This window comes from Actinoplanes sp. NPDC020271 (genome assembly GCF_044388125.1).
Taxonomy (GTDB): Bacteria; Actinomycetota; Actinomycetes; order Mycobacteriales; family Micromonosporaceae; genus Actinoplanes.
Genome location: NZ_JBIRWQ010000021.1, coordinates 1 through 24,596, shown reverse-complemented (window position 1 = coordinate 24,596; position 24,596 = coordinate 1). Strand labels below are relative to the sequence as shown.

Genomic DNA, 24,596 nt, shown 5'->3' with positions numbered 1-24,596 from the left:
TGCCTACATCGATGCGTCCACTGTCAAGTCACGAGCGTGTAACGAGATCGACGGGTGTTGACCGCCGCGACACGGCGCTGTTACGGTCTTGAAACCGGTTACATAGGGGCGTACCAGAGTGTCCAGCATCAGAGAAGTGGCACGTCGGAGCGGCGTCTCCGTCGCCACCGTTTCGCGGGTCTTCAACACGCCGGAGGTGGTCAGCCAGCAGACACGCCAGCTCGTGCTCGGCGTTGCCGCCGAAGTCGGCTACCTGCCCAACGAGTCGGCCCGCACCCTCGCGACGAAGAAATCCAACATGGTCGGCCTGGTCTGGGACACCGACCACCGCCGGCCCGGCTGGCGGCACCCGTTCCTGCAGGACATCCTCGTCGCCCTCAAGAGCGCGCTCAGCGCCCACGGCCTGCACCTGCTGATGCTCGCGCCCGACCCGAGCCCCGGCCCGACCCGCTTCCTGCGCGCGGTCCAGCGGCACAACGTCGACGGCGTCGTCATCATCGACAACGGCAGTCGCGACCCGGCCGTGCTCGCCCTCGCCGACTCCGGAGTGCCGTGTGTCGCGCTCGACCTGCGCTTCACCGGGCCGGCCTGCACGTACATCACGTCGGACAACGCCGGCGGCGGACGACTCGCTGCCCAGCACCTGATCGAACGCGGACATCGGCGGATCGCGACGATCACCGGGCCACTGCCGACGTACCCGGCCGTGGAACGCCTGGAAGGCTTCCGCGCGGCCCTCGCATCCGCCGGGGTGACCCTCGCCGACGGATACCTGGCCGGCGGGGACTGGTATCTCGACAGCGGCTACGCGGCCATGAAACGGCTGCTCGCGCAGGATCCGCCGCCCACCGCGGTGTTCGCGGCGGGTGACGAGATGGCGGTCGGGGCGCTGCGGGCCGTCCACGAGGCGGGCCTGCGCGTGCCGGACGACCTCGCCATCGTCGGCTTCGACGACATCGAGGTCGCGGCGCTGATCCCTCCCGGACTTACTACCGTCGCTCAGGACAAGACCGGCATCGGCACGGCAGCCGCCGAAGCCGTCATGTCCATGCTCTCCGGCGGCGCCACTCCCCCGGAACCGACGATCCTCCCGACCACCCTGATCGTCCGCGGCTCGGCCTGATCCCGCACCACACCCTCGCGACCACGCCGGCCGAGGTCCTCCCGGTGCCGACGGAGGACCTTCCCCGGCGACGCGACTTTCCACGCCGCCACGGTCAGGCGCCGGTCGACTTCTGTACCTACTAGTATGTACAGTCACGGCATGAACGCGGCGGAACGGCTCGTCGAGAGCACCCGGGAACTGTTGTGGGAACGTGGCTACGTCGGGACCAGTCCCAAGGCGATCCAGCAGCGCGCCGGGTCCGGGCAGGGCAGCATGTACCACCACTTCAGCGGGAAACAGGACCTGGCCCTGGCGGCGATCCGCCGTACCGCGGAAGAAATGCGGGCCAGAGCCGAGGAGCAGTTCTCGGCGCCGGGGACCCCGATGGACCGCATCACCGCCTACCTGCGGCGGGAGCGGGACGTGCTGAAAGGCTGCCCGATCGGGCGCCTCACCCAGGACCCGGACGTGATGACCGACCCGGCGCTGCGGGCACCCGTCGAGGAAACCCTCGCCTGGCTGCGTCAGCGCCTCGCCGGCATCGTCGCCGAGACCGGCACCGGGCTCGACCCGCAAGCGGTGGCCGCGACCATCGTCGCAACCCTTCAAGGTGGGTACGTGCTGGCCCGCGCCGCAGACTCCGCCGAACCGTTCGACCAGGCGATCAGCGGTGTGCTGAGCCTGCTGACCCGCTGAGGAGCACCGTGTACGCGAGCCAGTACGAGATCACCCTGCCCGCCGACTACGACATGGGGATCATCCGCAAGCGGGTGTCCGTGGGCGGGCACGCCCTCGACGACCGGCCCGGGCTGGGTCTGAAGGCCTACCTCATCCGGGAACGCGGGGTGAACGGGTCACCGGTCAACCAGTACGCGCCGTTCTACCTGTGGAACGACACCGCGGCGATGGCCCACTTCCTGGTCGGTGGTGGCGGCTTCCAGAACATCGTCCGCGACTTCGGCCGCCCGGCGGTCCGGCACTGGACCGGCGTCGCATCCCTCGCCGGGCCGGGCCGTGAGGTTGCGCCGCTCGCGGCTTCCCGACGCCTGACTCCGGTGGGGACCGACCTCGACCAGGAGTTGTCGCAGCTACGGGACATCGCCCGGCTGGACGGGGTCCACACGGCGGCGCTGGCCGTCGACCCGGATCGGTGGGAGCTGCTGCGGTTCGTCCTCTGGGCCGGCACCGCCGCGGCGGATCACGACGCGACCGAGCGGTACGAAGTCCTGCACCTCTCCTCCCCCGGCCTCGGCACGCTCTGACACCGAGCGTGCCGTACCGCGCCGGGTATGACCCATTCCGGCCGAGCCGCCGAACGGGGTGCCTCGGTATCGTTGACCGGTGATCGGCGACCTTGCGACCTTCCAGGACGAGCTGGCTGCCAGCGGGTTCCCGCCACTGGTCAACAAGCTGGCCGGAGCCGACTTCCGGGGCCGGGTCGTCACCTCTGACCTCGGTCCGCTGCGGCTGGTCTCCCTCGACACGCCCGAGAGCGCCTGTGCCGGGTGGGAGCGCGACGCCACCGACGGCGAGAACCTGGCACTCAAGGTGATGGTCCGGGGCCGGACGCGGATCGAGCAGGGCCGCGGCGACGCCGAACTCGGGCCCGCCGACCTGGTGCTGCTCGACCCCACGCGTACGTTCCGGTTCGAGAGCACCGCCTCGGCGCACGTCACGATCCTGGTCCCGCGTCGGGAACTTCGGATCCGGCCCGCGCAGATCGACCGGCTCGTCGGCGAACGCATCGACGGCAGCCACGGTCCGGGCGCTCTCGTGTCCGTGCTGGCCCGGGAGTCGGCGCGGTCGGCGACCGAGTTCCGCGAGGCGGAGGCGCTGCGGTCGGCGGCGGCCGTCATCGAACTGATCGCCGTCGCACTGGAATCCCGGCTGGGCGACCGGCAACCCGCCCCGGACGAGGGGCTGCGGAACCGGATCACCGGTTACATCGAGGCCCGGCTGGCCGATCCTGACCTGTCGCCGCCGGGCATCGCCGCCGCCCACCACATCTCCGTACGGCGGCTGCACAAGCTGTTCGAGGACCAGCCGCTCACCGTCGCCGCCCTGATCCGCCGTCGCCGCCTCGAGCGCTGCCGGGCCGAGCTGACCGGAAGCGGCCGTACTGTCACCGCTGTAGCCGCCCGGTGGGGATTCACCGATCCCACCCATTTCAGCAAGCTCTTCAAGACGACGTACGGCTACAACGCCCGCGCGCTGATGACCAGTAACCGTGCACGGACGACCAAGACGCGCACAGCCGACCCGGAACAGGATGGTGCTCACCGAAGCAGGTAGACAGCAATGGGAGAAGTCGTGGCGAAGGTAAACATCGTCCGCCCCGGTGAGGGCGAGATCCTCGGCAGCGGGGCGCAACAGATCCGGATCCTGGAGGACGGCGAGCACACCGAACACCGGCTGGGGTTCGCCGAGGTCACCATCCCACCGGGCACCCCGAGCCCGTTGCAGCACCGCCACGCCCAGCACGACGAGGGCTTCTACGTCCTGGCCGGAACGTTCCGGTTCACCGTCGGCGAGGAGCAGTACGACGCCGGGCCGGCACCTGGGTCATCGTGCCGACCGGGGCGCCACACACGTTCGCCAACATCGGCGACGTGAACGCGGTCATGCTGAACACGTTCACGCCGGACCTGTACGTGCAGTACTTCCGCGACTTCAAGGCCATGATCGATTCCGGGCAGCCGGTCAACGCCGAGACCATGAAACCGCTGTGGCAGAACTACGCCACCGAGATCTCCGACGAATACGCCTCGTGAAGCGTGACATGCTGATGCCGAGCTGATCGAGCAGGGCGAAGAACTGGTCCTCGACGAACGTGTCGATCGTGGCCGGTGCCGCTTCCACCTCGGCCACCGATGCTGGACTCGGGCCGGCCTCCCGGCGCCCACTCGATCGCGCCGGTGCCGCTCATCTGAGGACCGGAAACGAAGCCCGTCAGCCATCGTGGGCAGCGGACGTCGCCGAGCCGCCTCGGCGACGTCCGCCGTCCGAGCCGTCCGGCCCCCGGGACGACGCCAGCCGGTCGTTCCTCTCGGGCCATCCGCTCCGAAGAACGATGTGCGGACCGAGACATCACCCGTTCCCCAAGGGCGCCGGCCTGGATAGCCTGCGCTCGTGGACATCTCCGAGTTGGCGCTGCGAGCCCAGGTGGCGTGGTTCCGCGGCCTGGCCGCCGCCGGCTTCCCGCAGATCAGCGTTGGTGAAGGATTCGCGGTGTCGACAGGCCTGGACTCCAACACCGAGAACGGCGCCGTCATCACCCCGTCGGTTCTCGACAACGCCCACGATCTGGACGCCTTGCTCGTCTGGTTGCGTGCGAAGGCGGTCCCCGCCTCGGTGGTCGTCACCAGACCGCTGACGTCGGAAGCGACCGCCGGGTTGATCGATCGAGGGCTGGAACCCGAGCGCACCGGGAACAACATGGGGCGTCTCCTGGACGGTTTCGACCCCGACACCGCGGAACCGTCCGCACCGGGGTGGCAGATCAGCGAAGTCTCCGACGGTCAGGCCCTGCGCCAGAACCAGCGTGTATACGCCGACGACGGCTGGTGGGACGAAACAGTCGAACTCGACCGCCGCGTCGAATACGCAGCCCGCCTCGGATTCGGCCCCGGCCGACCGGTCCGGCACTGGACGGCCTGCCACCAGAATGTCCCGATCGGAGCCGCCACCTCGTTCCAGTTCCACGACGCAGTGCTGCTCGTCCACTGCTGCGTCGCCGAGCGCTGGCGCCGCCACGGGATCGGGACGGCGCTCACCCGGGTCAGGCTCGCAGCCGCCGGCCCGGGCACCGCCCAAGCCGTCCTCTTCCCTTCACCGGACGGCTACCACCTGCATCACTTCCTCGGATTCGACGTAGCGCCGGTCCATCCGAACCGCTGGTTCTACCTGCGCTAAGGGGACGCCCCATCGCGGCTGCTCATCCACCGATGGTACGACCGCAGCCCGGCCAGGCTTGGTCGAGGTGACCGGCAGGATCGCTCGTATCGCGGCAGGCCGCTTCGAGGCCGGAGGGACGCAGCACTGATTGTCACCCCGCCGGATATGTAATCACGATGATAACGTGATTTGGGCTCACCGCTGAGAACCCTCAGGGGCCTTGCCAGCCGACGTGCCGCAAGAGAAACAAAATGGCTGATGCGGAAACTATCTATCCTTTTCATCGACGACAGCCAGTCGCGTGAACTTGAGGACGGCAGGGCACTGAAAAAACGTCGCTGCCAATGCATGCGTTGGCAGAACGGAACTGACCAGCCAGCCGAGACCCCTGATATCGAACAGTTCACCGGGCGCCGGACTCCCGTCGACCATGACGGTTACGGCCGTTCCGCCGGACGATATCAGGGCCATGAGCCTGCTTGCCGATTCACGCATCGGGACACCATCGGACTCAGCAAGCTCACGTGCAAAAACCAACACAGCTTGCAGTGCCGGCTCCACTTTTTCACTCGACATCCGGTCGGGCGCGAAAGACCACACAGTCACTTCTGGCGGGGACTCAGTCAGTTCATCGCCACCTGGCGCGACTCGTCGCACCCGCGATACGGCAAACAACGAACCATCCGCCTCCACCCACCCGCCCCAGGCTGAAGGGTCAGGACCCTTTGATTCGATGTCGAATACGGGAAATGAGATATCATCGGTCGGCACCAGCCCTGTTTCGCTCATGCCGACAGCCTAATGAATGACCGCCCATAAGCCACTGCCTGCTCACTCGGAGAATCCTTGCTCGGCGGAACGCCACGTCAGAATTTACTCGCATCGGCACGAGCGTGCGCTCGGACGGCTCGGTTGACGATCGCGGCGCGTGACCGAACTCCGTGGCCCGGCGCGCACGATCGGCGGCATGAGAGTGAACTGACCGCCGACAACGGTCACCGCGTCACGGGGGTATCGCGTCGAACTTCGTAGCCGTGCCCCGGCCGTCGGCACGTGTCCACGCACATGGAGGATTCGATTCTCTGGGATGGTGACGGGCGAATCGGGGCAATTCTGATGACGGTTGAACTCGCGCAGAAGGTCATAGCGGCGCTCAGGCTCCTGGGGTTCGACCCGCACCTGAATGATCTCGAGGCGCCGCGGAAGTATGCCGGTCTGATCGTAGAGATCGGTGAGACGATCGACCGTGAAGAGCTCAACCGAGGACTGTTCGTCTACTGGCAGTCATCGGAGGCTTGGGCCGACACCGTCTATGACGCCTTGGAAGAGCACGATATGGAGGCCCCTAATGCCATCCGTGCTGTTCAGGCGGCGTGCTCGTATTCGTGAAGGACACCGCCGAGTCGGTCCTGTCGGCGGATGCTCAGGCGTGCGAGCCGGTCGTGGTCGGTGATCGGTTCGGGTAACAGCGTGAGCGGCCGGGTGTCGGCGATGCCCCGGTGCGGCCGATGCTGATTGTGGTGGTGTTCGTACTCGCGCAGAGCACGTAGTAGATGGGCCTGGTTGAAGATCAAGGCGCGGTCGAGCACCTCGTGGCGGCAGGCTTGGATCCACCGTTCCGTGATCGAGTTCATCCGGGGCATGCGGACGCCGCTGAGCACGACCTCGATCCCGGCATCCGCGATGATCGTGTCGAACAGGGCCGGATACCTGCGCCGCCAGGAGCGAGCAGCAGAGGCGCTGCGGATGCCCGATCCCATACCGGCCCGACACGGGTTCACCGTTCCCGGGAACCGGATAGCGGTCAGCTCGCGGCGACGGTCACGCCTGGGTAGGGCTGGTAGGACTGGTCGGGGGCGTCACCGTTCGTGGCCCGGCAGGTGGCGCTCACGTGCCAGCCGCCCGCTCCGGACCCGGCAGGCAGGGTCAGCCGCACCGCGTCCCAACGGCCGGCGGCGGTCACCGGGGCCGTACCCTCGACCACCGGCTTGCCGCCGCGGATCGCGTCGTGCACCGCGACCTCGACGGTCTGCGCGGGCGTCGGGTACGCGCCGCAGCCGCCGCCGTCGGTCACCGTCAGGACCTGGCCGGGCCGCGCGGCCGGCGGGCTGACGCCCAGGAGCGGTTTGGTGGTGGTGACGGTCTGGGTGAAGGTGTACGTGGCCAGTGCCCGGCCGCCAGTGCGCACGTTCGGGTCGGTGGACGCCTCGCAGGTGATCGTCGCCGGGTAGTTGCCCGGTGCGGCATTCTCGGAACTGCCGACCCGGGCGCCCGTGCTGAACCCGTCGTACGGGTCGACGAAGACCTCGGACGGCGTCTGGCCCGCACCGCGCGCCACGACGAGGGTGTAGCCGCCGCTCACCGCCGGGCAAGTGAACCCGATGGCGTAGGAGACGAAACCGGCGCGGCCGCTCGGCCGGAACACCGTCAGCGCGTCCTTGTGCAGCTTGGTGGCCGCCTTCGCACCGAGATCAGCGAGCTGCGGACCGAGCCGGTAGCTCATGTGGATGGCCGTTCCGACACCCATCGCGATCCTGCCGGCCGGGGTCACGGGGTTTTGCAGGGCCGGCCGGTGGTCGCAGACGATGTCCATGGAGTTGCACAGGCTGAGGACCCGGTCACCGATCGCGCCGAGCTTTCTCCCGCTCGCCAGCGAGAATCGGGGATACCACAAGCCGACGCCCTTGGCCTTGTTGCCGGCGCTGCCGAGTATCTGCCCGTCGTCGCCCGGAAGCCGGTCACCGTCGGCGATCAGCACTATCGCCTCGACCCGGTCGGTCACCCGGCTGCCGAGGATCTGCATGCTGCGGTGGATCACCATGGCGCCCTGGGAGAAACCGGCCAGGACGAAACGCTCGCCGGGGCATTTCCGGATGCGGTCGAACAGGAGCGTGTTCAGCATGCCCTCACCGTCGATCAGGCTCTCCATGAACGTACCGATGCCGGGATAGATCATCGTGGGGAGCACGGGTGCGGCGCGGTAGGGCAGCGCGTGGAAGGCGACGCTGCGACCCTTCGCCTTCGCCTTGACGGCGTTGTAGACCGCGGTGACTTCCGCGCCCATCCCAGACTTGTCGTAGCCGGGCGCCCCCTTGTCCGTCTCACCGGACCCGGCAGCGCCCACGAAGAGCAGGTCCCCGCACTTCGGGGCGGTCGCGTGGGCGGGGGCGCAGGGCACGGCCAGGATGGCGGCGACGAGCGCCGACGCCGACAGAATCCGTCTCATCTGGGCAGCATGGCCTTCGGAACGCGGGCTCGGGTGCGCCGTCTACCGACGGTGGCTGAAACCCGCCAGACGGGGTCGGCCGCTCAGCCGTCTCCGCCCGCCAGGTGGGCCACCACCAATAGGCCGCCGAGCTTATCGTCGTCAACCGGGCGCGGGTGAACACCGAGCGTCACGCGTCCCGCTGTCTGGCGTGCCCGATCGGCTGCAAATGAGTAAGCCGCTTCAGCCGGGCGAGCGATCATCTAACGATCTCAGGATCAATACCGTCATTTCGAGTAGCCGCTGGCAGTAGGTGGCTTCCTGTCCCGACAGCGTCGGGAGAGCAACCCCAAGATCACGCTCACAGGCTGCGAGGATGCCACGCCGCCAGTCATCGAGGTCGACGGCCTCGTTAAGCCAGGTGCTGACGCAGCCCGCGATGCTTGCATCGAGCAGCACCATGTCGACGCCGGCCACGTCGTCGTACCGCAGACGTTCGGGAAAGAGGGCATTGCGATGCGCTTCCCATAGCTGGTCAACGGCCGCGTCCCGCTCGCTGATCACAACTGCTTGGCACTCCACTCATAGGCAATTTCCAAAGTCTACAAGCACTGGTTTCGGCGCTATCCCCTGTCCGGGTCGACCAGCCTGCATCACGTCGAGTGACAGTGCTGAGCTGACAGCCGCGCGGCCGGCGGCAGTCGAGGGAGCGCGGGTCTGCCTCGTACAACCCGTCAGGACTCGCCGTCATCGAACTCGTCGGGAAAAGCGGACAGCCGCGCAAAAAGAGCTTCTTCGAGCTCGCCGTCCTCGGGGAAGAGCTCGAAATACTCATCCTCCCTGGAATTGAGGTACTCCTGATCGTCTCGGTTCGCGAGCAGTTCCGTGAAAAATGGGTCGAGATCCGAGAAGCCGAAATATCTAAGTCCTTCGGCGGCTCGTCGGAATGTGGCCTCCTCGAACGTTTCGACCGCCCACGCCAATCCCTCCGGAATCACGTTGTTGTGGAGGTGCTGAACTCTCGCCAACATCCTGGTTCCTTGCGAAGCAGTTTCGAAGGCGCCGTCGAGCCAAACGTCAATGGAGTGGTTCCAGACTGCATGCAAATCCGGGTCCATCGTCCAACTCCGGTATCGAGCTCGCCAATTGGCCGCCACCCTACCGCACACTGCCCGGGCGCCTCATCTCGGCATGAACGGATGCAGCAGACGAGTATGGGACCGGACCGAATCGTGGCGGTTTCGCGCTCAGGCATGAGATGGGAGCGCCCGGGATCAAGCGGAAGTCTGCCGGTCAGTGGCAGAGCGCGAGCAGGTTGAGTTCCGCACCGCAGGAGATGACCACGACTGTGGCCACGGCGAGGACGGCCCGCACGATGATCGAACCTGCCTTACGGCCGTTCCACGTAACCGGAAGCAGCTGTTCCACGATCACCGCCGCCAGCCAGCCGAGCAGCAGCAACGGGTAGATCAGGTCCCAGATCCCGTCCGAGAACGCGGTGCCGTTGCCATTGCCGCCGTAGTTCGAGCAGCCCCGCACGTCAGTAGCCGGCTGAAGCGCGACTGTCAGCACCGTCATCAGCACGCCGCCGCACAGCAGCGCCCAGAACCCGGCCAGCGCCGACCGGCGCTTGGACAAGCCGGCACGCTTGCCCTCGAAAAAGAAGATGGTCGGCTCCCCGGATCGCGGTTGTCGGCCCGCCAACCCAAGCATGTCCACTCCCCGGCCAACAGATCAGGGTGGCCACCGCGAGTGCCGCCGAGCCCGGGCAGAAGCCGGCCTCCCACGCATTCGCCGCGGCAGAGAGCCGTTTGCTCAATGATGCCAGTCAGAAATCAGCTCATATCGGCAACAACAGCTTCACGATACGGATCTGTGGGGATGATGCCGGCTGCCTCGAAGCGCTGCTCCAAAGCCTCCAAGCCGTCACTGTGCCGGAATCTTTTCTCCGCCCCGGTAATCGGAAGTAGCCACAGCACCCGTGCATGCCCGCCTGGGACATCGCAGTGTTCCAGTTCTGGGCCCCACGGGTAGGGCAGGCTGACCAGCAAGTGATCGCAGGGCGAGCCCGGTAGCCAGGGTCGACCTATCGGCACGGTGTGGCCATGATCGAGGGCATAGTCTCCGCCCGTGGCGTGGTAGTACGCGATCATGGTCAGGGTTTCGACGTGGATCTCGTCGTCACTCGTAGGGGCAGCGAGCACAAACTCGAGGCCGTGGGTCAGGGGAGGTCGGTCGTGTGGACCTCCATGGGGCAGACTGCGCCGATGACGGTCTTCGCTGAGGGCGCTGGTCGCGCCAGGATTGTTACGGGGCTTCTTCGGGACGGGGATCGGGTGTTGCTGTGTCATCGACGCCCCGGCCGTCGCTGGTTCCCGGATGTGTGGGACCTGCCGGGCGGTCACGTCGAGGGCGGGGAGGAACCGGCGGAGAGCCTCGTCCGTGAGCTCCGGGAGGAGCTGGGGATCACGGTGCCGGTTCCGTCCGGCCCGCCGCTGGGTGAGGTCCGGGCCGCGACGTTCGACATGCGGATCTGGCTGGTCGAAAAGTGGAGCGGAGCACCGTTCAACGCCGCGCCGGACGAGCATGACGCCGTCGCGTGGTTCGAGACGTCCGATCTGGAGGATCTGCGCCTGGCCCACGAGTCCTACCGCTCGATCTTCACCGCCGTGCTCGCCGGGTGAGGGAAGCGTCGTCGACCGGAAGTGGTCACGCAGTCGGTCGGCGTAGGGCAGGCGCACGGCGTCAGCGTTCGACCGTGTAATGCAGATGGAGGACGCGATCACCCTGGACGACCCGGTCCGGGTCGTCGAGCAGGACAGTTCCGGTGTGGCCGCCGAAGAAGCGCACCCCCTCCCCCAGGACCACCGGCACCACGTCCATGGCGACCTCGTCGACGAGTCCCGCCGCGAACGCCTGCCCACCGACGTCGCCCGCGGTCACGCAGACCAGCCCGTCCCCGGCCAGTTCCTGAGCGAGCCGGATGCCTTCCTCGACGGAGTCCGCCGTGTGGAACGGCGCGTCGGGAAAGCGCGCGAGCCATTCCGGGGGCAGCGGCCGGTGGGTGACGACGACCAGCGTCTCACCGGCGGCCGGCACACCCGACCAGCCGTCGGTGGTGTCGAACAGGTGACGCCCGATCACGGTGCATCTCACCGCGTCCCAGAAGGGCTTCACATAATCCGCGGAGGCGCGGCTGACCGAGAATGACCACTTGTCGTTGGCGTGGACGGTCACGTCGCCGTTGCCGTACCAGTCGAAGAGGGGCCCGACACTGTCGTCGGGGTAGGCGATGAAACCGTCCACCGAGACGACCGCCTGCATCACGACTCGCGCCATCGCTGTCCTCCTCGCCTACACGGGAAACGCCAGCTTTGCACACTCGCGGTGCGTGGAGGGCCCGGTCCGGAACGGTCACGGACAGGAGCGCGACTCGACGGCCGCCATCGTGTCCGCGATGCCGGCGACCCCGGTGTCGGTGAGCTGGTCACGGTAGACGGTTCCGGTGACGGCCGAGGACGCGATCGATCCGAGGTAGCCGGAGGGCCGCGACAGACCAGATGCAGTTCCGAGCGTACGGGCGTCGGCCGGCCCGTAGAGCGCCACCTGATTGCTGCTGGCCGCGACCGGGGCAAGGCCGGCGGCGTCGAGCACCGTCCGGCCGGGCGAGCACGGGCCCGCTACGGGACGACGGTGACCGGCCAGCGGCCGCAACGGACCAGGCGCTGTGCGACCGAACCGGCGATCCGGTGCACAGCGCTCTGCGACCGGCCCACGATCACCGCGTCCGCCCACAGTTCCGCCGCCGCCCGGCACAGTTCGGCGAACGGGTCGCCCTGGCGCGTGATGATCTCGAAGTCGGCGTCGAGCCCCGGCCGGTCCCGCTGCACGGAGTCACGGAACTCGGTCTCCACCGCCTCGTGCATCGCGAACGCGGAGGCGATCGACGCGCCGAACGGGTCGGCGAACGACAGCACGCTGGCGGTCAGCGGCCGGACGAACACGCCGACCAGTCGCCGGTTCTCCCGGCGGGCCAGGCCGACGGCATACGCGCCGGCTCGCATCGACGTCTCGGAACCGTCGACACCGACGATGATCACACCGCGCATGTCAGCGATTCTTGCACTGCGGCTCGCCCTTCGGCGCGAGCGCCGCCCGACGCTCGATCGAGCCCTTCAAGATCGTCGACCGGCACGGATCCGTGTGCCGGATTGCTCGGCGAACCGGGTGTCGTTCGCGGTCAACCGGGATAAGAGTGGTGGTGAATCTTCGGAGAAGGGGCATCATCCATGGCCAGGACCTGGTTCATCACCGGCACCTCGCGTGGCTTCGGCCGCGAATGGGCCGAGGCCGCCCTCGACCGCGGCGACCGTGTCGCCGCCACCGCCCGGGACGTCTCCTCGCTGGACGACCTGGTCGCCGAGTACGGCGACCTCGTGCTCCCGCTGGCCCTCGACGTGACCGACAAGGCGGCCGGGCTCGCCGCGCTGAAACGAGCGTTCGAGCACTTCGGGCGGCTCGACGTGATCGTCAACAACGCCGGCTACGGGCAGTTCGGCATGATCGAGGAACTCAGCGAGGAGGAGGTTCGCGCGCAGTTCGAGACGAACGTCTTCGGGGCGTTGTGGATCACTCAGGGAGCGTTGCCGTATCTGCGGGAGAGCGGCGGCGGCAACATCATCCAGGTGTCGTCGATCGGCGGCATCTCGGCGTTCGCCAACATCGGCATCTACAACGCCTCCAAGTGGGCCCTCGAAGGCTTCAGCCAGGCGCTCGCCCAGGAGGTCTCCTCGTTCGGCATCAAGGTCACCCTGGTCGAGCCGGGCGGCTTCGGCACCGACTGGGGTGGCTCGTCGGCCAAACACGCGACGGCGCTGCCGGTCTACGAGCCGGTGCGGGAGCAGGCCGCCGAGGCCCGGAAGGGACGTACGTCGAATCCGGGCGACCCGGCGGCGACCCGCTCCGCGATCCTGAAGGTCGTCGACGCCGACAAGCCGCCGTTGCGGATCTTCTTCGGCACCGCGCCGTTCGGGATCGCGGTGGCCGACTACGAATCCCGGATCGCCGAGTGGCGCGAGTGGGAGGCGGTCGCCACCGAAGCCCAGGGCTGACCGATCCGCTGATGCCCGGCCGCGGCCCACGCCGCGGCCGGGCGCAAATCACACGGTGGCCGGCCCGAACGTGTATCGATCTCAGTTCGCGGAGCGCTTGGCCTCCGCCACCGCGGCCCGTACCTTGTCGGCGCTCGCCGGCGTTCCGACCGGGTCCTCGAAGGTGCCGTAGGGCGGCCCGTAGGCGGGCTGTCCCGGCTCGACCCGCCAGCTCTCGCTGAGCGGCCCGATGTCGACGGCGTCGTAGCCGATCGCGGTCAGGAAGTCGGTCGCGGTCTGCTTGGCCTCGGCGTCGTCCCCCGCGATCGTCAGGGCGGTTCGGTCCGGCGCGCCGGCCGGCCGGGCCAGGCTTCCCAGGTGCTTGAAGAAGATGTTGTTGAACACCTTGACGAGCTTGGCCGTCGCGAGGTGCCGCTGCTCGAGCTCGGCGCTGGTCACCTGACCCTCGTCGAGCTCGGCCACCTGCCCGTCGCGCTGCGGGTAGTAGTTGTTCGTGTCCAGCACCACCTTGCCGGCCAGCTGTTCGACCGGCAGCTTGCGGAATGCGTGGAACGGCACGCTGACCACCACGATCTCGCCGGCCTCGGCGGCTTCGGCGGCAGTCGCCGCCCGTGCCCTGTCGCCCAGTTCGGCCACCAGGTCCGCGAGTGTTTCCGGCCCTCGCGAGTTGCTCACCACGACGTCGTATCCCGCCGACGCGGCCAGGCGAGCCACCGTGGCCCCGATCGATCCGCTACCGATAAATCCCACAGTCGTCATACCGGACGGCAACATCCGGCCGGCTCTGATCATTTCGTGACGTCGGCTACGGCATCGTTCGTCGACGATCAGCCGTCGTGGGCGTCGATCGCCGGCTGATCGCCCGGCGCGGCGGCGCGACGTGGCCGCTGATGCCGGCCGCGCCGCGCCGCCGCGAGTTCCGCCCGATCGGCGCGCCCGGGCGGGGCGGCGCCGGATGGGGTGCGGTGCTCACGGCGTACCAAATAAGGATCTTGACTGTGGAAGGGGTCAGGCGAGGACTCGGGTGGTGCTGACGCACTCGGCGACGTCGAGGACCAGCAAGAGGCGGCCGTCGGTCTTGTAGGCGCCGGTGACCAGGGCACGAGAGGGGCCGGTGAGGGTGGCGGGAGGCTCCTCGAACATTTTCTCGTCGAGGTCGGCGACCTGGCCGATGCGGTCGACCAGGAGGCTGACCGGCTCGCCTTCGAAGCGGACGATCACGTTCTGGACCAGGCCGGTCATGTCGCGGCGGGGCAGGCCGAACTGTACCCGCAGGTCGACTGCGGCGATCACCTGACCGCGGAGGTTGAACAGGCCGCCGACGGCGTTCGGGGCCAGCGGGACCGGGGTGTACTCGCTGTACGACAGGACTTCCTGCACCGCACCGACGTCGACGCCGAAGAACTGGCCGGCGACCTCGAACGTGACGAACTGACGACTGGACATGCGTGACTCCCGGGATTGTCTTTCCGCCGGGAGAGGATGCCGCGACGGGTTCCCCGGGATCATCGGACGCTCGGGCACCGATCCAAGAAGTCTGCCGGATTTTTCAACCTTTGGTGTCCAGCGCGGTCAGCACCGCCTCGCTGAGCCGGCCGACGACTCGGGTCTGGCCGGGGTGCGCCCGGGCGCCGGCTTCGAGACCCACCCGCATCAGGACATGGAGATCGTCACCTGGGTGCTGCAGGGGTCGCTGGTCCACCAGGACTCCACCGGTCACAACGGGATCATCTACCCGGGCCTGGCCCAGCGGATGAGCGCCGGCACCGGCATCCTGGGAGATGCACGCCACCCTGGGCTGAGAAGTCCCCGGTCTACGCCCCGTCGCCGCGGCCGTGCGGGCGCGGCAGGACGGCCAGCGCGGTGTCGGCCATGTCGATCAAGGCCGGCGGGGGCAGGCCGGCCCTGCCGACCACCTCGACGCCGCGCAGCACGGCCAGGAGCAGGCCCGCGAACCGCTCGGTGTCGGCGGCGAGGTCGCCGTGGCGCTGGGCGGGCTCGATCTCCCTGGTTCGGGGCGCGATTCGTGCCACTCGACGTCACCGACGAGAACGGCCCGCTGCCCCGGTGAGGGGCAGAACATTCGCCGGTGTCGTGCTTTGATCGGATCGTGAACACGGAGAGCGGCACCGGACGGTCGGCGATCATCTTCCACGGGACCGGCGGCAACCCGGGCGTGGCCTGGTATCCGTGGCTGGCCGGGCAGCTCACCAAGCGCGGCTACGCCGTCGAGGTGCCGCACCACCCCGAGATCAACGTCGAGCCGATCGCAACGTTCCTGCCCACGGTCCTGGAACAGCACCGCTTCGACGAGAACACCGTCCTCGTCGGCCACTCCGGTGGGGCCGCCCTCCTGCTCGCCGTGCTGGAACACCTGGACGTGACCGTGGCCCAGGCGATCCTCGTGGCCGGCTACTGCACGCGACCCAACGACAGCCAAGAGCCGGTCCTGCAGGCGGACTACGACTGGGATGCCATCCGTGGCCACGTGCGCGACATTTACTTCATCAACTCGCGTACGGATCCGTACGGCTGCGACGAACGTCAGGGCCGCGCCATGTTCGAGCGGCTCGGTGGTACGCAGATCGTGCGCGACGACGGTCACTTCGGCGACTGGAACCAGCCGTTCGACACGTTCGAACTCGTCGATCGGCTCATCCCCTGAGCCTCGCCGACGACGGGCTGATCTTCGTACGACAGAATCGCGCGGTGCAGAACGAGGAGAGCATCCCCGCCGGATACAGCCCGGAACGCGTCGGCTTCTTCACCGACGCGGTGTTCGCGATCGCCATGACCCTGCTGGTCATCGACATCCCCAAACCCGAGGGCGGTGCCGAGTTCGAGGTCAGCGAGGTGGGGCGCGCCGAGGCGGCACGGAATCTGCTGCACTTCCTGTACGAGCAGATTCCGTCCTTCTCCGCGTACCTGCTGGCGTTCTACATCCTGTGGGTCGTCTGGCGCCAGCACCACCAGCTGTTCGACCGGCTCGAGCGGCTCTCCCCCGGCCTGATCCGGCTGCACTTCCCGCTGCTGCTGTTCGCGGGGCTGCTGCCGTACGCCACGACGGTCTACGACCACAACTCGCTCAACCCGGCCGCCGCGGTCTGTTCACGCTCGCGGTGGCGACCCTGCTGCTGATCCGCTCGGGGATCCAGGGGCTGGCCCTCAAGGACGGCCTGCTGCGCGACGACGTCGACCGGGCCGCCTACCGCCGGGACCTGCGCATCTCGTGGACCGTGAGCTGGTACTTCCTGGCTACGGTGCTGCTGTGCTGGTTCACCCCGTGGCTGACGTTCCTGTGGTTCGGCGCGCCGGTGCTCGGCTCGATCCTCGGCCGCCGCGCCGCCCGGACACGTTGACGCCTGCTTCAGATCTGCAGTGCTCCGACGTCGCGTTCCCGGTCCGGAGTCTGCCCGGGCGGCTTCCTGAGGCGAGGCTCCCGTCTGCCCGGCGCCGGCCGCGACGGTCTGGATGCCGGCCGCGACGGTCTGGATGCCGGGCGGGACGGTCTGGATGCCGGGCGACATCGTCGCGGCCGAGCCGGCGGGTCACCGGCGCGTCGAAGTCCTTGCCCTTCAACGGGGCCGCGTCGGCGTAGTCGACCTCCGGGGAGAGCACCGCGCCGGGCGGTGAAGCTGTCACGCGTCCGGGCGGCGGTTCTGCAGCTCGTGGGATTCGGCGCCCGGTAGGCCGGCGGGGGCCTCGGCGGCCTGCTTCTTCTCGTCCTGGATCTTTCTGAAGTACGAGCCGAGGCCCAGCGGCAGCCGGCTGAGGTCGCCCCAGCTGGTGTTCTCCAGTTTGGTGCCTTCGCCCCAGGCTTTGAGGGCGAGGCTCAGGAACGTCAGGGCGAGGCCGGCGGTGAGCCAGCCGGGGTCGGTGGACTGGATGCCCTTGGCGGTGACTCCCGCGGCGGCGGTGCCGACCATGCCGGAGGAGAGTTTGCCGGGGTTGAGGCGGCCGGTGTCCCAGCCCTTGCGGAGTTCGTTGGCGGCTTCGCCGGCCGGTGCGAGGCCGTTGAGGGCGGCGGCGGCAACCAGCTCCGGGGGTACGGCGGCCGGGCCGGACAGACCCTGTGCCCTCAACTGTTGCTGCTTGCCGAGACCGGCCGCCTGCACGAAAGCGCCCGTGCCGGCTCCGATCGCGCCGGCCCCTTTCGGCCAGTCGGCCAGCTGCAGGCCTTCACGGGTGAACATCTGCGGTGTCTTGTTGAAGCTCAGCGCCTCGCCCGGTGCCTTGATCAGCTGACCGACGCCCTGGACGGCGAGGCCCGCCTGCCGCGCCGGAACGTTGTTGTTCGCGAGGAAGCCGATGCCGTTGGTCAGGGCACCGGCAAGGACCGTGCCGCTTCCGACGTACTTGGGAAGGTTTCGGTTTTCGATCTTCTTGGGGGTTTCGGCTCGTTCCGGGTCGGGACCGGGTTCGGTCAGCGGCGGCACGGGCTTCTGCTGCTCGCTCATGAAGTCACCGAACGCCGTGGAGGCGTTGACGATCGTCGCGGTGCCACCGAGCGGTACGGCCTTGAGCGGGGTGTAGGCCGCCCCGGCCCCGAGACCGAACGCCAGCGAGGCGGCGGCCGCGCCCCGCTCCTTCCACTTGTCGCCGTCGCGGCTCCACGCCTGCTGCCAGGCGCCCGGCATGGTCTGCGTGGGGTCCTCGTCCACCGCCTGATCGGTTTCGGTCATCGACGGCGCGGGAGTCGGGGTGGGCGTGAGTGTCCGGGTGGGCGTGAGTGTCCGGGTGGGCGTGAGTGTCCGGGTGGGCGTGGCCGTCCCGGGAGGCGTGGGTGTCGGCTCACGGACGACAGCCGGCGAGGGCGGCGCGGCGCCCGGCTCCTCGTCCAGCATGGGCAGGATCGCTCGCACGAGGGCGGCGAACTCGGGGTCGGCCGCCAGCTCGGCGGCGAAGCCGGGATCCACCTCGGCCGGAGCACGGGCAACGATCTGGTTGACCGCGTCGTTGCCGACCCGGCGCTGCAGGGCCAGGAGCGCGTGCGGACCCGCCTGGCCGGGCCGGGTGGGCGCGGTCGCCGAGCGGGTGACCGGGGACGCCGATCGGGTGTGGGCGTGCTGCGGCACCGCGGACTCCTCTGTGGACTCGGCCTCTGCGTCGCAACATAGGCGATCCGGGTGAACGCGAGGTGTCTCGCCGACCGAGGGCGGCGTTACCGCCGGCGTCGCGGCCGGGTTGAGTGGTTGAGGCACACTCCTCGCGGGCACAAACTCGCCCGACGAGGAAGGGGACCGATGAGCGGGGAACAGGCCGGCGCGCAGGCACCGGCTACGGAGGATGAAATAGCGCTGCCGGCAGTGATGCCGTCACCCGCTCGCGTCGCGGTGCCCTCGCGCGGGATCGGCGGCTGGCTGCTGCGCCACCAGGTGCATCCGGTCGGCCCCGCCGCCGGGGAGAACCACACGGAGCAGCACGCCTGGTGGAAGGTGATGTGCCTGACCGGTGTGGACTACTTCTCCAGCCTGGCGTACGTGCCGGCGATCGCGGTCACCGCCGCCGGGGTGGTTTCTCCGCTGGCGACCCTGCTGATCGTGGCTCTGACGTTGTTCGGTGTCCTGCCCATGTATCGCCGGGTCGCGCAGGAGAGCCCGCACGGGGCCGGTTCGGTGGCGATGCTGGAACGGCTGCTGCCGTTCTGGCGCGGCAAAGTGTTCGTGCTGGTCCTGCTCGGATTCGTGGCCACCTCGTGGATCATCACGATCACTCTCTCCGCGGCCGACGCGAGCGTGCACGTGGTGGAGAACCCGTTCTTTCCCGAGGCGTTGCACGGTCACGAGGTTGCCCTGACCGTCGGCCTGCTACTGGTGCTGGGTTTCGTGTTCCTGCTCGGCTTCAGCGAGGCGGTCAGCGTCGCCATCCCCCTGGTCGCGGTCTTCCTGGTGCTGAACACGGTCACGATCGGCGCCGGTCTGGTCCATCTGTTCACCGAACCGGCTGCCTGGTCGCAGTGGACAGCGGCGCTCGGTGACCTCGGCGGTGGCGTCGGCGGCCTCGTCGAGCCCGCCGTGGTCGCGTTCCCGCTGCTGGTGCTGGGCCTGTCCGGGTTCGAGACCGGGGTGAGCATGATGCCGCTGATCGCCGCGGACGGCGCCGACGAGAAGCAGCGCCTGCGGGCCCGGATCGGCAACAGTCGTCGCCTGCTGACCACGGCCGCGCTGATCATGAGCGTGTATCTGCTGGCCGCCAGTGTCGTCACCACGGTCCTGATCCCGGCCGCCGAGTTCGAACCCGGCGGCGAGGCCAACGGCCGGGCACTGGCGTGGCTGGCGCACCATTACCTCGGCGAGACGGTCGGTACGGCGTACGACGTCAGCACGATTTTGATCTTGTGGTTTGCCGGCGCGTCGGCGATGGCCGGTCTGGTCAACATCGTGCCCCGCTACCTTCCCGGATACGGCATGGCACCGGAGTGGGGCCGGGCGGTCCGGCCCGTGGTGCTGGTCTACACCGCGATCAGCGTGGGCATCACCATCGCGTTCGGCGCGGACGTCAACGCCCAGGCCGGTGCCTACGCCACCGGCATCCTGGCCATGATGGTCTCCGGTGCGTTCGCGGTCACCGTCTGGGCGCTGCGGCACCACCGCCGACCGGCCACCGCCGGGTTCGCGCTGCTCACCCTCATCCTCGGCTACGCCCTGATCGCCAACATCATCGAGAAGCCGGACGGGATCACCATCTCGGCCCTGTTCATCGCCGGGATCATCGCGGTCTCGCTGGTGTCCCGGATCAGCCGCACCACCGAACTGCGGGTCGACCGGATCGAGTTCGACGAGCAGGCCCGCCGGTTCGTCGCCGACACCATCGCCTTCGACGAACAGATCAACCTGATCGCCAACCGCAGGCAGACCGGTGACGCCGAGGAGTACCGGGACAAGGAGAACGAGCAACGCGGCGACAACCCCGTCCCCGGAACCGCCGACGTCCTCTTCCTCGAGATCGACGTGGTCGATCCGTCGGCGTTCAGCGACGTCCTCGTCGTGCACGGCGCCGACGTGGGCGGCTTCCGCGTGCTGCGCGCCTCGGCACCCGCGGCACCGAACGCGATCGCGGCGATCCTGCTGGCGCTGCGCGACGCCACCGGCGTCCGCCCGCACTGCTACTTCGCCTGGGCCGAAGGCAGCCCGTTGGTGCACATGATCCGATACTTCCTGCTCGGCCGCGGCGACACCGCACCGGTCACCCGCGAGATCATCCGCGAGCACGAATCCGACCCGGCCCGGCGGCCCGGCATCCACGTCGGGTCGTAGCCGGCGCCGCCGTCAGGTTCGGTGGCCCGGCACCGTGTCGCCACGAGGCCGGACGGCCTGCTCGGCCATGAACCACTCCGGGGCGCGCGGTGACGTCTTGGCACGACCAGTGCCGGACGACCGGCTCCTTGCTGTCTTCGATCGCGTCGGGGACCACGGCGCCGAGTTGCCGGAAGTCGCCCAGCAGCACCGCGGTGGTTCCGGCTCGGGAGACGGCGAGCAGGACTTCCGGGATGGTGGCGGCACCGACTTCGTCGACGAGGACGACGTCGTACGGCCCGTCGTGGACGACGTCGAGCGGCAGATGGCCCGGTCCGGGTCGAGATGGTGTGTGGCCGGCCAGGCGTAGCGTGTCTGCTCGGTCGAGGTCGAAGGTTTGCCCGCGCAGGTCGACGGCGTACCAACCGGGTTCTGGTTCTCGGCCCGCTGGTCCGATCGGGCTCGGCCACTTCCCTGTGCCGGCCCCGGCGAGGACCGGTCGGGACCGCCGGCCGCGCGATCCTCCGGAACCGGGTGGGGTCATCGTGACGGGGGCAGCGGCAGGCGGACCCGGACGACGGTGCCGGTGGGCGCGTTGTCGTCGAGGGTCACGGTGCCGTGGTGGCGGCGGATGATGGCGTGGGCCAGCCTCATCCCCAGGCCGCTGCCGGAGATGCCCTGGTGCCGGACGTTGCTCCCGCGGTAGAAGCGGTCCAGGGCGCGCTCGTGTTCGTCGTCCGGGATGCCGATGCCGTGGTCGGCGATGCTCAGCTCGGCGAGCTGGTCGTGAACCCACAGGCGGATGTGGATCCGGCCGTCGGGCGGGCTGTAGATGATGGCGTTGGCGAGCAGGTCGTCGACGACCTGACGGAGCCGGGCCGGGTCGCCGTCGACGGGCAGGTGGCCGGGCAGGTCCGTGTCGATCGTGCGGCGGCCGGCGGCGGTGACCGCGTCGGTGACGATCCGGGCCAGGTCGATCCGTTCGACGCGCAGCGAGACGTGGCCGGATTCCAGGCCGGCGAGGTCGAGCAGGGTGTCCACGATGCGCTGCACCACGGCGGTGTTGCGGCTGACCACCTCGATCATGTGCTGGTGGTCGGCGCTGAGGTCGGACGACTCGTCGGCGAGCAGGCTCGCGTTGGCGGCGATCGAGGTCAACGGGGTACGCAGTTCGTGCCCGACCAGGTCGATGAAGTCGTCCTGGGCGCGGGTCAGCTGCCGGGTGAGCTGCTCGGAGCGGCGCAGCGCCACGTGGACGCCGATCTGCGCGGCGACCCCGTCGAGCAGCACGGTCAGCAGGTCCTCGTGGAAACTCCGGTGAGCCGGCGTAGCAGGTGAGCACGCCGAGCAGGCTGCTGCCCTCGCGGACCGGCACCGCGAGGACGGTACGGATCCCGCGGGCGAGGCAGATCCGGATGTGTTCCTGATCGTAGGGCGTCTGCGACGGCAGGCCGGCGAGGTCGGGCACCCAGATCGGCTCGCCGCTGTCCCAGACCCGGCCGGTGATGCCCTGCCCGCACAGCGGGCGGCGGCCGAAGAAGCCGTCGCCGGTGGTGCTGGTCGCGTCGTAGTGCCCGGCCGAGCGCAGGTCGCCGGTGAGGTCGTCGCAGGCGGCGACCCCGACCGACAGGCTGTCGAGCAGCGCGGTCAGGAAGCTGCTGTGCCGGTCGGCCAGTTGCTCGGCGGCGTTCTGCTCGGACAGGTCGGTGAGGAAGACGCAGGCCAGGGCGCCGGTGGTGCTGCGGACCACGGACAGCGACGCGCGGACCGGCAGCCGGCTCCCGTCACGGTGCCGCATGGTCAGGCTGCGCAGCACCGGCAGGCGCGGCGCCGCCTCGAACAACCGGCCCAGCGCCAGGTCGATCGGCTTCCCGTCGTAGCCGGGCAGCAGACTGGCGTCCAGGTGCCGGCCGCACACCTGCTCGGCCGTGTACCCGAACAGCCTCTGCGCCGCCTGGTTGAAACCGATGACGATGCCGTCCTGATCGATCGCCAGGAACGCCTCCTGCACGCTGTCGAGCACGGCCGCGGTGTCCAGGCCCTCCACCGCGACCGGCGCCGGGTCCGGTCCTGCCGGCCGCAGCAGATCGCCGACCTCGGTCAGGGTCATGATGTGCTCGGCCGTCCACGGCCGGACCCCGGTGTCGAACACGGTCAGCGACCCGACCGGGTGGCCGGCCGCGTCGCGCAGCGGCACCCCGGCGAAGGCCCGCACCCCGAAGTCCCGCACCAACGGGTGTTCGCTCAGCTCGCGGGACTCCTCGGCGAGCAGATCCGCGGCGAAGACCGGCTGGTCATGGCTGACGACGTACTTGCACACCGAGTACGTCAACGGGGCCTGCCCGCCGGCGGTCAGCTCGCGTGGCAGGTGGTGGACGCCCGCGAAATACTCGCTGAGGTCGTCGACCAGCGTGATCGCCCCCATCGAGGCGCCCGAGAGGCGGGCTGCCAGGCGCGCGATCGCGTCCATCGGCGGCGGCGCGGCCGGCCATCGGCGACGCGCCGCGCCCACCGCGGCCAGCCGCACCGGATCGTGCAGCACTGCCTCGTTCACCTGCGCCACGGCCAGTCCCATCCAGCGGAGATCATCGGGGAAGCCGCCGGGACAACGACCACCCCTGCACCACGTGACGATCCTGACACCGAGCTTCATTTGTCGGCATTACCGGCTTTGACGGGTTTAGTCCGTGGCGGACGGCATTTCTGATCGACCGGGCGGAATACCGGCGCACGATCCGCCGCGGGACTGCCGCCACGATCGGGCGCTCGGCAACCCGGGCGACCTCTTGCCGAAAACGTTTTCGGCGCGCACTTTGATAGATGAGCTTCTATCGTCTGATGCTGGAGGGAACGATGCGGATCCGAGTTCTGCTGACGGCCGCGGCGGCAACGGCCCTCGGTGCCACGGTGGCCGTCACCGCCGGGAACGCCGGCGCGGCCGCGGCCGGCTGCCAGGTGTCGTACACGATCAGTTCGCAGTGGTCCGGGGGTTTCGGCGCGAACGTGGCCGTCACCAACCTCGGCGATCCGATCACCGGGTGGACGCTGCGCTGGTCGTTCGGCGTGGGACAGGGCGTCACCCAGGCCTGGAACGCCACCGTGACGCAGTCCGGCACCGCGGTCACCGCCGTCGACGCCTCCTACAACGGCACCCTCGCCACCGGCGGCAGCGCTTCGTTCGGCTTCAACGGTTCCTGGACCGGAAGCAATCCGGTGCCCACGGCCTTCACCCTCAACGGCATTGCCTGCACCGGAACGGTCATCCCCACGACCAGCGCCTCCCCGACCCCGGCAGCGACGGGCACGCCGGCGACCAGGACGGTCCGGGTCTTCTGGCTGCGGCCGACCGACGTCGCCTACGACCAGCGCTACCCCGACGGCATCGCCGCGGTCATGCGCGAGGCCCAGAGCTACTACCGGCAGGAGCTCGGTAAGACGTTCACGCTCGACAACACCGTCGTCGAGGTGGTCGCCGGCGAGCACGACCGGAACTGGTACATCACCACCAACTGCACCGGGAGTGACCACTACTGGTGCGTGGCCGGCAACCTGCACCAGGAGCTGATGCGCCGGTTCGGCATCACCGACCCGGACAGCCGGTGGCTGTGCGTCGGCGAGATCAGCGCCGAGGAGACCGGCCGGTCCGGCGGCGGCGCCAGCCCAGGCTGGGTGCTGCTCAGCGGCCACGACGCCGACGGCGCGGCCGGTGTCAACGGCGCGATGAACCGCTGGTACGGCGGGATGGTCCACGAACTGGGCCACGCCTTCGGCCTGCCCGACTCCACGTCGACCGACGGCACGCCGATGTCCGCCTCGTTCTACGACTACCCGGACACCCACTTCAGCCAGGCCCAGAAGAACGCCATCCTGGCCGGCCCCTACGGCAGGTTCCTCTCTTGAAAAAACGTGATGCCCCGCGCTCGGGGGAGCCGCGGGGCATCACTGTGAAGATCAGTAGCCGAAGTCCTGGGTGTAGTACGGCGCGCCGTTCTGGGCGTAGACGGCGGCGGTGCCGACGGTCTTGGAGCGGCAGTTGAGGATGTTGG

The 24,596-nt window shown here is 69.0% G+C and carries 32 protein-coding genes and 2 pseudogenes; 17 read left to right on the top strand and 17 right to left on the bottom strand.

The genetic code is table 11. The annotated features are described in order from the left end of the window. The first annotated feature begins 136 nt into the window (after positions 1 to 136). The 7 genes from ACH442_RS34565 (at position 137) to ACH442_RS34535 (ending at position 5,017) form a co-directional block, all read left to right on the top strand. Entirely contained in the window at positions 137 to 1,123 is a 987-nt protein-coding gene (locus tag ACH442_RS34565; protein ID WP_396342267.1) for a LacI family DNA-binding transcriptional regulator, read from the top strand. 141 nt (positions 1,124 to 1,264) lie between these two features. Continuing rightward, a complete protein-coding gene (locus tag ACH442_RS34560; protein WP_396342266.1) occupies positions 1,265 to 1,801 on the top strand; it encodes a TetR/AcrR family transcriptional regulator in 537 nt (178 codons plus the stop codon). Positions 1,802 to 1,809: 8 nt separating this feature from the next. After that, positions 1,810 to 2,367, top strand: coding sequence for a DUF4865 family protein (locus ACH442_RS34555; protein ID WP_396342265.1), 558 nt, complete (start codon positions 1,810 to 1,812; stop codon positions 2,365 to 2,367). Positions 2,368 to 2,446: 79 nt separating this feature from the next. Next, positions 2,447 to 3,397: a helix-turn-helix domain-containing protein gene (locus ACH442_RS34550; protein WP_396342264.1), complete on the top strand. Its 951-nt coding sequence runs from the start codon at positions 2,447 to 2,449 to the stop codon at positions 3,395 to 3,397. An 18-nt stretch (positions 3,398 to 3,415) separates the two neighbouring features. Further along, a complete protein-coding gene (locus ACH442_RS34545) occupies positions 3,416 to 3,718 on the top strand; it encodes a cupin domain-containing protein (protein WP_396342263.1) in 303 nt (100 codons plus the stop codon). After that, a complete protein-coding gene (locus ACH442_RS34540) occupies positions 3,715 to 3,876 on the top strand; it encodes a hypothetical protein (protein WP_396342262.1) in 162 nt (53 codons plus the stop codon). The genes ACH442_RS34545 and ACH442_RS34540 overlap by 4 nt, the downstream gene beginning before the upstream one ends. Positions 3,877 to 4,234: 358 nt before the next feature. Beyond that, positions 4,235 to 5,017 carry a GNAT family N-acetyltransferase gene (locus tag ACH442_RS34535; protein ID WP_396342261.1) on the top strand — a complete coding sequence of 261 codons (783 nt, stop codon included), beginning with the start codon at positions 4,235 to 4,237 and terminating at the stop codon, positions 5,015 to 5,017. A gap of 249 nt (positions 5,018 to 5,266) precedes the next feature. Here the strand turns inward: ACH442_RS34535 and ACH442_RS34530 are convergent, their stop codons facing one another. Next, the gene (locus tag ACH442_RS34530; RefSeq protein ID WP_396342260.1) at positions 5,267 to 5,788 is read right to left on the bottom strand and encodes a hypothetical protein; all 522 of its coding nucleotides are present in this window, start codon (positions 5,786 to 5,788) and stop codon (positions 5,267 to 5,269) included. A gap of 276 nt (positions 5,789 to 6,064) precedes the next feature. Here ACH442_RS34530 and ACH442_RS34525 point away from each other — a divergent pair, with 276 nt between their 5' ends. Next, on the top strand, positions 6,065 to 6,388 hold the full coding sequence (locus ACH442_RS34525) for a hypothetical protein (RefSeq protein WP_396342259.1): 324 nt from the start codon (positions 6,065 to 6,067) through the stop codon (positions 6,386 to 6,388). Here the strand turns inward: ACH442_RS34525 and ACH442_RS34520 are convergent. The 6 genes from ACH442_RS34520 to ACH442_RS34495 form a co-directional block, all read right to left on the bottom strand. Beyond that, positions 6,364 to 6,759: an integrase core domain-containing protein gene (locus tag ACH442_RS34520; RefSeq protein ID WP_396342258.1), complete on the bottom strand. Its 396-nt coding sequence runs from the start codon at positions 6,757 to 6,759 to the stop codon at positions 6,364 to 6,366. The two genes, ACH442_RS34525 and ACH442_RS34520, sit on opposite strands and share 25 nt — an antisense overlap. A gap of 44 nt (positions 6,760 to 6,803) precedes the next feature. After that, positions 6,804 to 8,225: a cutinase family protein gene (locus tag ACH442_RS34515; RefSeq protein ID WP_396342257.1), complete on the bottom strand. Its 1,422-nt coding sequence runs from the start codon at positions 8,223 to 8,225 to the stop codon at positions 6,804 to 6,806. Between the two features lie 222 nt (positions 8,226 to 8,447). Then, on the bottom strand, positions 8,448 to 8,768 hold the full coding sequence (locus tag ACH442_RS34510) for a hypothetical protein (RefSeq protein WP_396342256.1): 321 nt from the start codon (positions 8,766 to 8,768) through the stop codon (positions 8,448 to 8,450). A 170-nt stretch (positions 8,769 to 8,938) separates the two neighbouring features. Further along, complete coding sequence (locus ACH442_RS34505) at positions 8,939 to 9,235, bottom strand: hypothetical protein (RefSeq protein ID WP_396342255.1); 297 nt, start codon at positions 9,233 to 9,235, stop codon at positions 8,939 to 8,941. Positions 9,236 to 9,497: 262 nt separating this feature from the next. Continuing rightward, on the bottom strand, positions 9,498 to 9,923 hold the full coding sequence (locus ACH442_RS34500) for a hypothetical protein (RefSeq protein ID WP_396342254.1): 426 nt from the start codon (positions 9,921 to 9,923) through the stop codon (positions 9,498 to 9,500). A gap of 116 nt (positions 9,924 to 10,039) precedes the next feature. Further along, complete coding sequence (locus tag ACH442_RS34495; protein WP_396342253.1) at positions 10,040 to 10,555, bottom strand: suppressor of fused domain protein; 516 nt, start codon at positions 10,553 to 10,555, stop codon at positions 10,040 to 10,042. On the opposite strand from ACH442_RS34495, the gene ACH442_RS34490 reads away from it, so the two are divergent. Further along, on the top strand, positions 10,472 to 10,888 hold the full coding sequence (locus ACH442_RS34490; RefSeq protein WP_396342252.1) for an NUDIX domain-containing protein: 417 nt from the start codon (positions 10,472 to 10,474) through the stop codon (positions 10,886 to 10,888). The two genes, ACH442_RS34495 and ACH442_RS34490, sit on opposite strands and share 84 nt — an antisense overlap. Before the next feature lie 61 nt (positions 10,889 to 10,949). Here the strand turns inward: ACH442_RS34490 and ACH442_RS34485 are convergent, their stop codons facing one another. The 3 genes from ACH442_RS34485 to ACH442_RS34475 form a co-directional block, all read right to left on the bottom strand. Further along, on the bottom strand, positions 10,950 to 11,543 hold the full coding sequence (locus ACH442_RS34485; RefSeq protein WP_396342251.1) for a dihydrofolate reductase family protein: 594 nt from the start codon (positions 11,541 to 11,543) through the stop codon (positions 10,950 to 10,952). A 75-nt stretch (positions 11,544 to 11,618) separates the two neighbouring features. Further along, positions 11,619 to 11,858, bottom strand: a complete 240-nt coding sequence (locus ACH442_RS34480) for a hypothetical protein (protein WP_396342250.1) — start codon at positions 11,856 to 11,858, stop codon at positions 11,619 to 11,621. Between the two features lie 26 nt (positions 11,859 to 11,884). Beyond that, entirely contained in the window at positions 11,885 to 12,313 is a 429-nt protein-coding gene (locus tag ACH442_RS34475; RefSeq protein ID WP_396342249.1) for a universal stress protein, read from the bottom strand. A gap of 180 nt (positions 12,314 to 12,493) precedes the next feature. On the opposite strand from ACH442_RS34475, the gene ACH442_RS34470 reads away from it, so the two are divergent. Further along, the gene (locus tag ACH442_RS34470) at positions 12,494 to 13,315 is read left to right on the top strand and encodes an SDR family oxidoreductase (RefSeq protein ID WP_396342248.1); all 822 of its coding nucleotides are present in this window, start codon (positions 12,494 to 12,496) and stop codon (positions 13,313 to 13,315) included. Positions 13,316 to 13,396: 81 nt separating this feature from the next. On the opposite strand, the gene ACH442_RS34465 is transcribed toward ACH442_RS34470, so the two are convergent. The 3 genes from ACH442_RS34465 to ACH442_RS34455 all read right to left on the bottom strand — a co-directional run bounded on the left by ACH442_RS34465 (position 13,397) and on the right by ACH442_RS34455 (position 15,017). Further along, on the bottom strand, positions 13,397 to 14,074 hold the full coding sequence (locus ACH442_RS34465; protein WP_396342247.1) for an NADPH-dependent F420 reductase: 678 nt from the start codon (positions 14,072 to 14,074) through the stop codon (positions 13,397 to 13,399). 249 nt (positions 14,075 to 14,323) lie between these two features. After that, the gene (locus ACH442_RS34460) at positions 14,324 to 14,761 is read right to left on the bottom strand and encodes a chemotaxis protein CheW (protein ID WP_396342246.1); all 438 of its coding nucleotides are present in this window, start codon (positions 14,759 to 14,761) and stop codon (positions 14,324 to 14,326) included. A gap of 103 nt (positions 14,762 to 14,864) precedes the next feature. After that, positions 14,865 to 15,017, bottom strand: coding sequence for a hypothetical protein (locus tag ACH442_RS34455; protein WP_396342388.1), 153 nt, complete (start codon positions 15,015 to 15,017; stop codon positions 14,865 to 14,867). On the opposite strand from ACH442_RS34455, the pseudogene ACH442_RS34450 reads away from it, so the two are divergent. Then, positions 14,994 to 15,047, top strand: a pseudogene (locus ACH442_RS34450) (hypothetical protein); the annotation flags it as partial. The gene ACH442_RS34455 and the pseudogene ACH442_RS34450 sit on opposite strands and share 24 nt — an antisense overlap. A gap of 82 nt (positions 15,048 to 15,129) precedes the next feature. On the opposite strand, the gene ACH442_RS34445 reads toward ACH442_RS34450, so the two are convergent. Continuing rightward, positions 15,130 to 15,348 (bottom strand): hypothetical protein, encoded by a 219-nt coding sequence (locus tag ACH442_RS34445; protein WP_396342387.1) that lies wholly within the window; start codon positions 15,346 to 15,348, stop codon positions 15,130 to 15,132. A 77-nt stretch (positions 15,349 to 15,425) separates the two neighbouring features. On the opposite strand from ACH442_RS34445, the gene ACH442_RS34440 reads away from it, so the two are divergent. From ACH442_RS34440 to ACH442_RS34430, 3 genes are read left to right on the top strand one after another with little or no spacing between them, the layout of a single operon-like run. Continuing rightward, complete coding sequence (locus ACH442_RS34440; RefSeq protein ID WP_396342245.1) at positions 15,426 to 15,980, top strand: RBBP9/YdeN family alpha/beta hydrolase; 555 nt, start codon at positions 15,426 to 15,428, stop codon at positions 15,978 to 15,980. Between the two features lie 44 nt (positions 15,981 to 16,024). Further along, positions 16,025 to 16,453 (top strand): TMEM175 family protein, encoded by a 429-nt coding sequence (locus ACH442_RS34435; RefSeq protein ID WP_396342244.1) that lies wholly within the window; start codon positions 16,025 to 16,027, stop codon positions 16,451 to 16,453. Beyond that, positions 16,435 to 16,674, top strand: coding sequence for a hypothetical protein (locus tag ACH442_RS34430; protein ID WP_396342243.1), 240 nt, complete (start codon positions 16,435 to 16,437; stop codon positions 16,672 to 16,674). Before ACH442_RS34435 ends, ACH442_RS34430 begins: the two co-directional genes overlap by 19 nt. A gap of 279 nt (positions 16,675 to 16,953) precedes the next feature. On the opposite strand, the gene ACH442_RS34425 is transcribed toward ACH442_RS34430, so the two are convergent. Further along, on the bottom strand, positions 16,954 to 18,390 hold the full coding sequence (locus tag ACH442_RS34425) for a hypothetical protein (RefSeq protein WP_396342242.1): 1,437 nt from the start codon (positions 18,388 to 18,390) through the stop codon (positions 16,954 to 16,956). A 234-nt stretch (positions 18,391 to 18,624) separates the two neighbouring features. Here ACH442_RS34425 and ACH442_RS34420 point away from each other — a divergent pair, with 234 nt between their 5' ends. Then, complete coding sequence (locus ACH442_RS34420; protein ID WP_396342385.1) at positions 18,625 to 20,571, top strand: amino acid transporter; 1,947 nt, start codon at positions 18,625 to 18,627, stop codon at positions 20,569 to 20,571. Between the two features lie 97 nt (positions 20,572 to 20,668). Then, entirely contained in the window at positions 20,669 to 20,920 is a 252-nt protein-coding gene (locus tag ACH442_RS34415; RefSeq protein WP_396342241.1) for a hypothetical protein, read from the top strand. A 170-nt stretch (positions 20,921 to 21,090) separates the two neighbouring features. Here ACH442_RS34415 and ACH442_RS34410 read toward each other — a convergent pair whose 3' ends face one another. Together ACH442_RS34410 and ACH442_RS34405 are read right to left on the bottom strand one after the other, a co-directional pair. Beyond that, the gene (locus ACH442_RS34410) at positions 21,091 to 21,840 is read right to left on the bottom strand and encodes a sensor histidine kinase (RefSeq protein WP_396342240.1); all 750 of its coding nucleotides are present in this window, start codon (positions 21,838 to 21,840) and stop codon (positions 21,091 to 21,093) included. 79 nt (positions 21,841 to 21,919) lie between these two features. Then, positions 21,920 to 22,975, bottom strand: a pseudogene (locus ACH442_RS34405) (GAF domain-containing protein); the annotation flags it as partial. A gap of 395 nt (positions 22,976 to 23,370) precedes the next feature. Here ACH442_RS34405 and ACH442_RS34400 point away from each other — a divergent pair. Then, positions 23,371 to 24,450 (top strand): cellulose binding domain-containing protein, encoded by a 1,080-nt coding sequence (locus ACH442_RS34400; RefSeq protein ID WP_396342239.1) that lies wholly within the window; start codon positions 23,371 to 23,373, stop codon positions 24,448 to 24,450. Positions 24,451 to 24,596 lie beyond the last annotated feature (146 nt).

Bases quoted from the DNA above. Each gene is read 5' to 3' on its own strand.
- ACH442_RS34465 (WP_396342247.1), bottom strand. From the start codon at position 14,074: ATGACGACTGTGGGATTTATCGGTAGCGGATCGATCGGGGCCACGGTG.
- ACH442_RS34515 (WP_396342257.1), bottom strand. From the start codon at position 8,225: ATGAGACGGATTCTGTCGGCGTCGGCGCTCGTCGCCGCCATCCTGGCC.
- ACH442_RS34470 (WP_396342248.1), top strand. From the start codon at position 12,494: ATGGCCAGGACCTGGTTCATCACCGGCACCTCGCGTGGCTTCGGCCGC.
- ACH442_RS34420 (WP_396342385.1), top strand. From the start codon at position 18,625: ATGCCGTCACCCGCTCGCGTCGCGGTGCCCTCGCGCGGGATCGGCGGC.
- ACH442_RS34505 (WP_396342255.1), bottom strand. From the start codon at position 9,235: ATGTTGGCGAGAGTTCAGCACCTCCACAACAACGTGATTCCGGAGGGA.
- ACH442_RS34460 (WP_396342246.1), bottom strand. From the start codon at position 14,761: ATGTCCAGTCGTCAGTTCGTCACGTTCGAGGTCGCCGGCCAGTTCTTC.
- ACH442_RS34530 (WP_396342260.1), bottom strand. From the start codon at position 5,788: ATGAGCGAAACAGGGCTGGTGCCGACCGATGATATCTCATTTCCCGTA.
- ACH442_RS34485 (WP_396342251.1), bottom strand. From the start codon at position 11,543: ATGGCGCGAGTCGTGATGCAGGCGGTCGTCTCGGTGGACGGTTTCATC.
- ACH442_RS34490 (WP_396342252.1), top strand. From the start codon at position 10,472: ATGACGGTCTTCGCTGAGGGCGCTGGTCGCGCCAGGATTGTTACGGGG.
- ACH442_RS34475 (WP_396342249.1), bottom strand. From the start codon at position 12,313: ATGCGCGGTGTGATCATCGTCGGTGTCGACGGTTCCGAGACGTCGATG.
- ACH442_RS34560 (WP_396342266.1), top strand. From the start codon at position 1,265: ATGAACGCGGCGGAACGGCTCGTCGAGAGCACCCGGGAACTGTTGTGG.
- ACH442_RS34400 (WP_396342239.1), top strand. From the start codon at position 23,371: ATGAGCTTCTATCGTCTGATGCTGGAGGGAACGATGCGGATCCGAGTT.
- ACH442_RS34525 (WP_396342259.1), top strand. From the start codon at position 6,065: ATGGAGGATTCGATTCTCTGGGATGGTGACGGGCGAATCGGGGCAATT.
- ACH442_RS34520 (WP_396342258.1), bottom strand. From the start codon at position 6,759: ATGGGATCGGGCATCCGCAGCGCCTCTGCTGCTCGCTCCTGGCGGCGC.
- ACH442_RS34495 (WP_396342253.1), bottom strand. From the start codon at position 10,555: ATGACACAGCAACACCCGATCCCCGTCCCGAAGAAGCCCCGTAACAAT.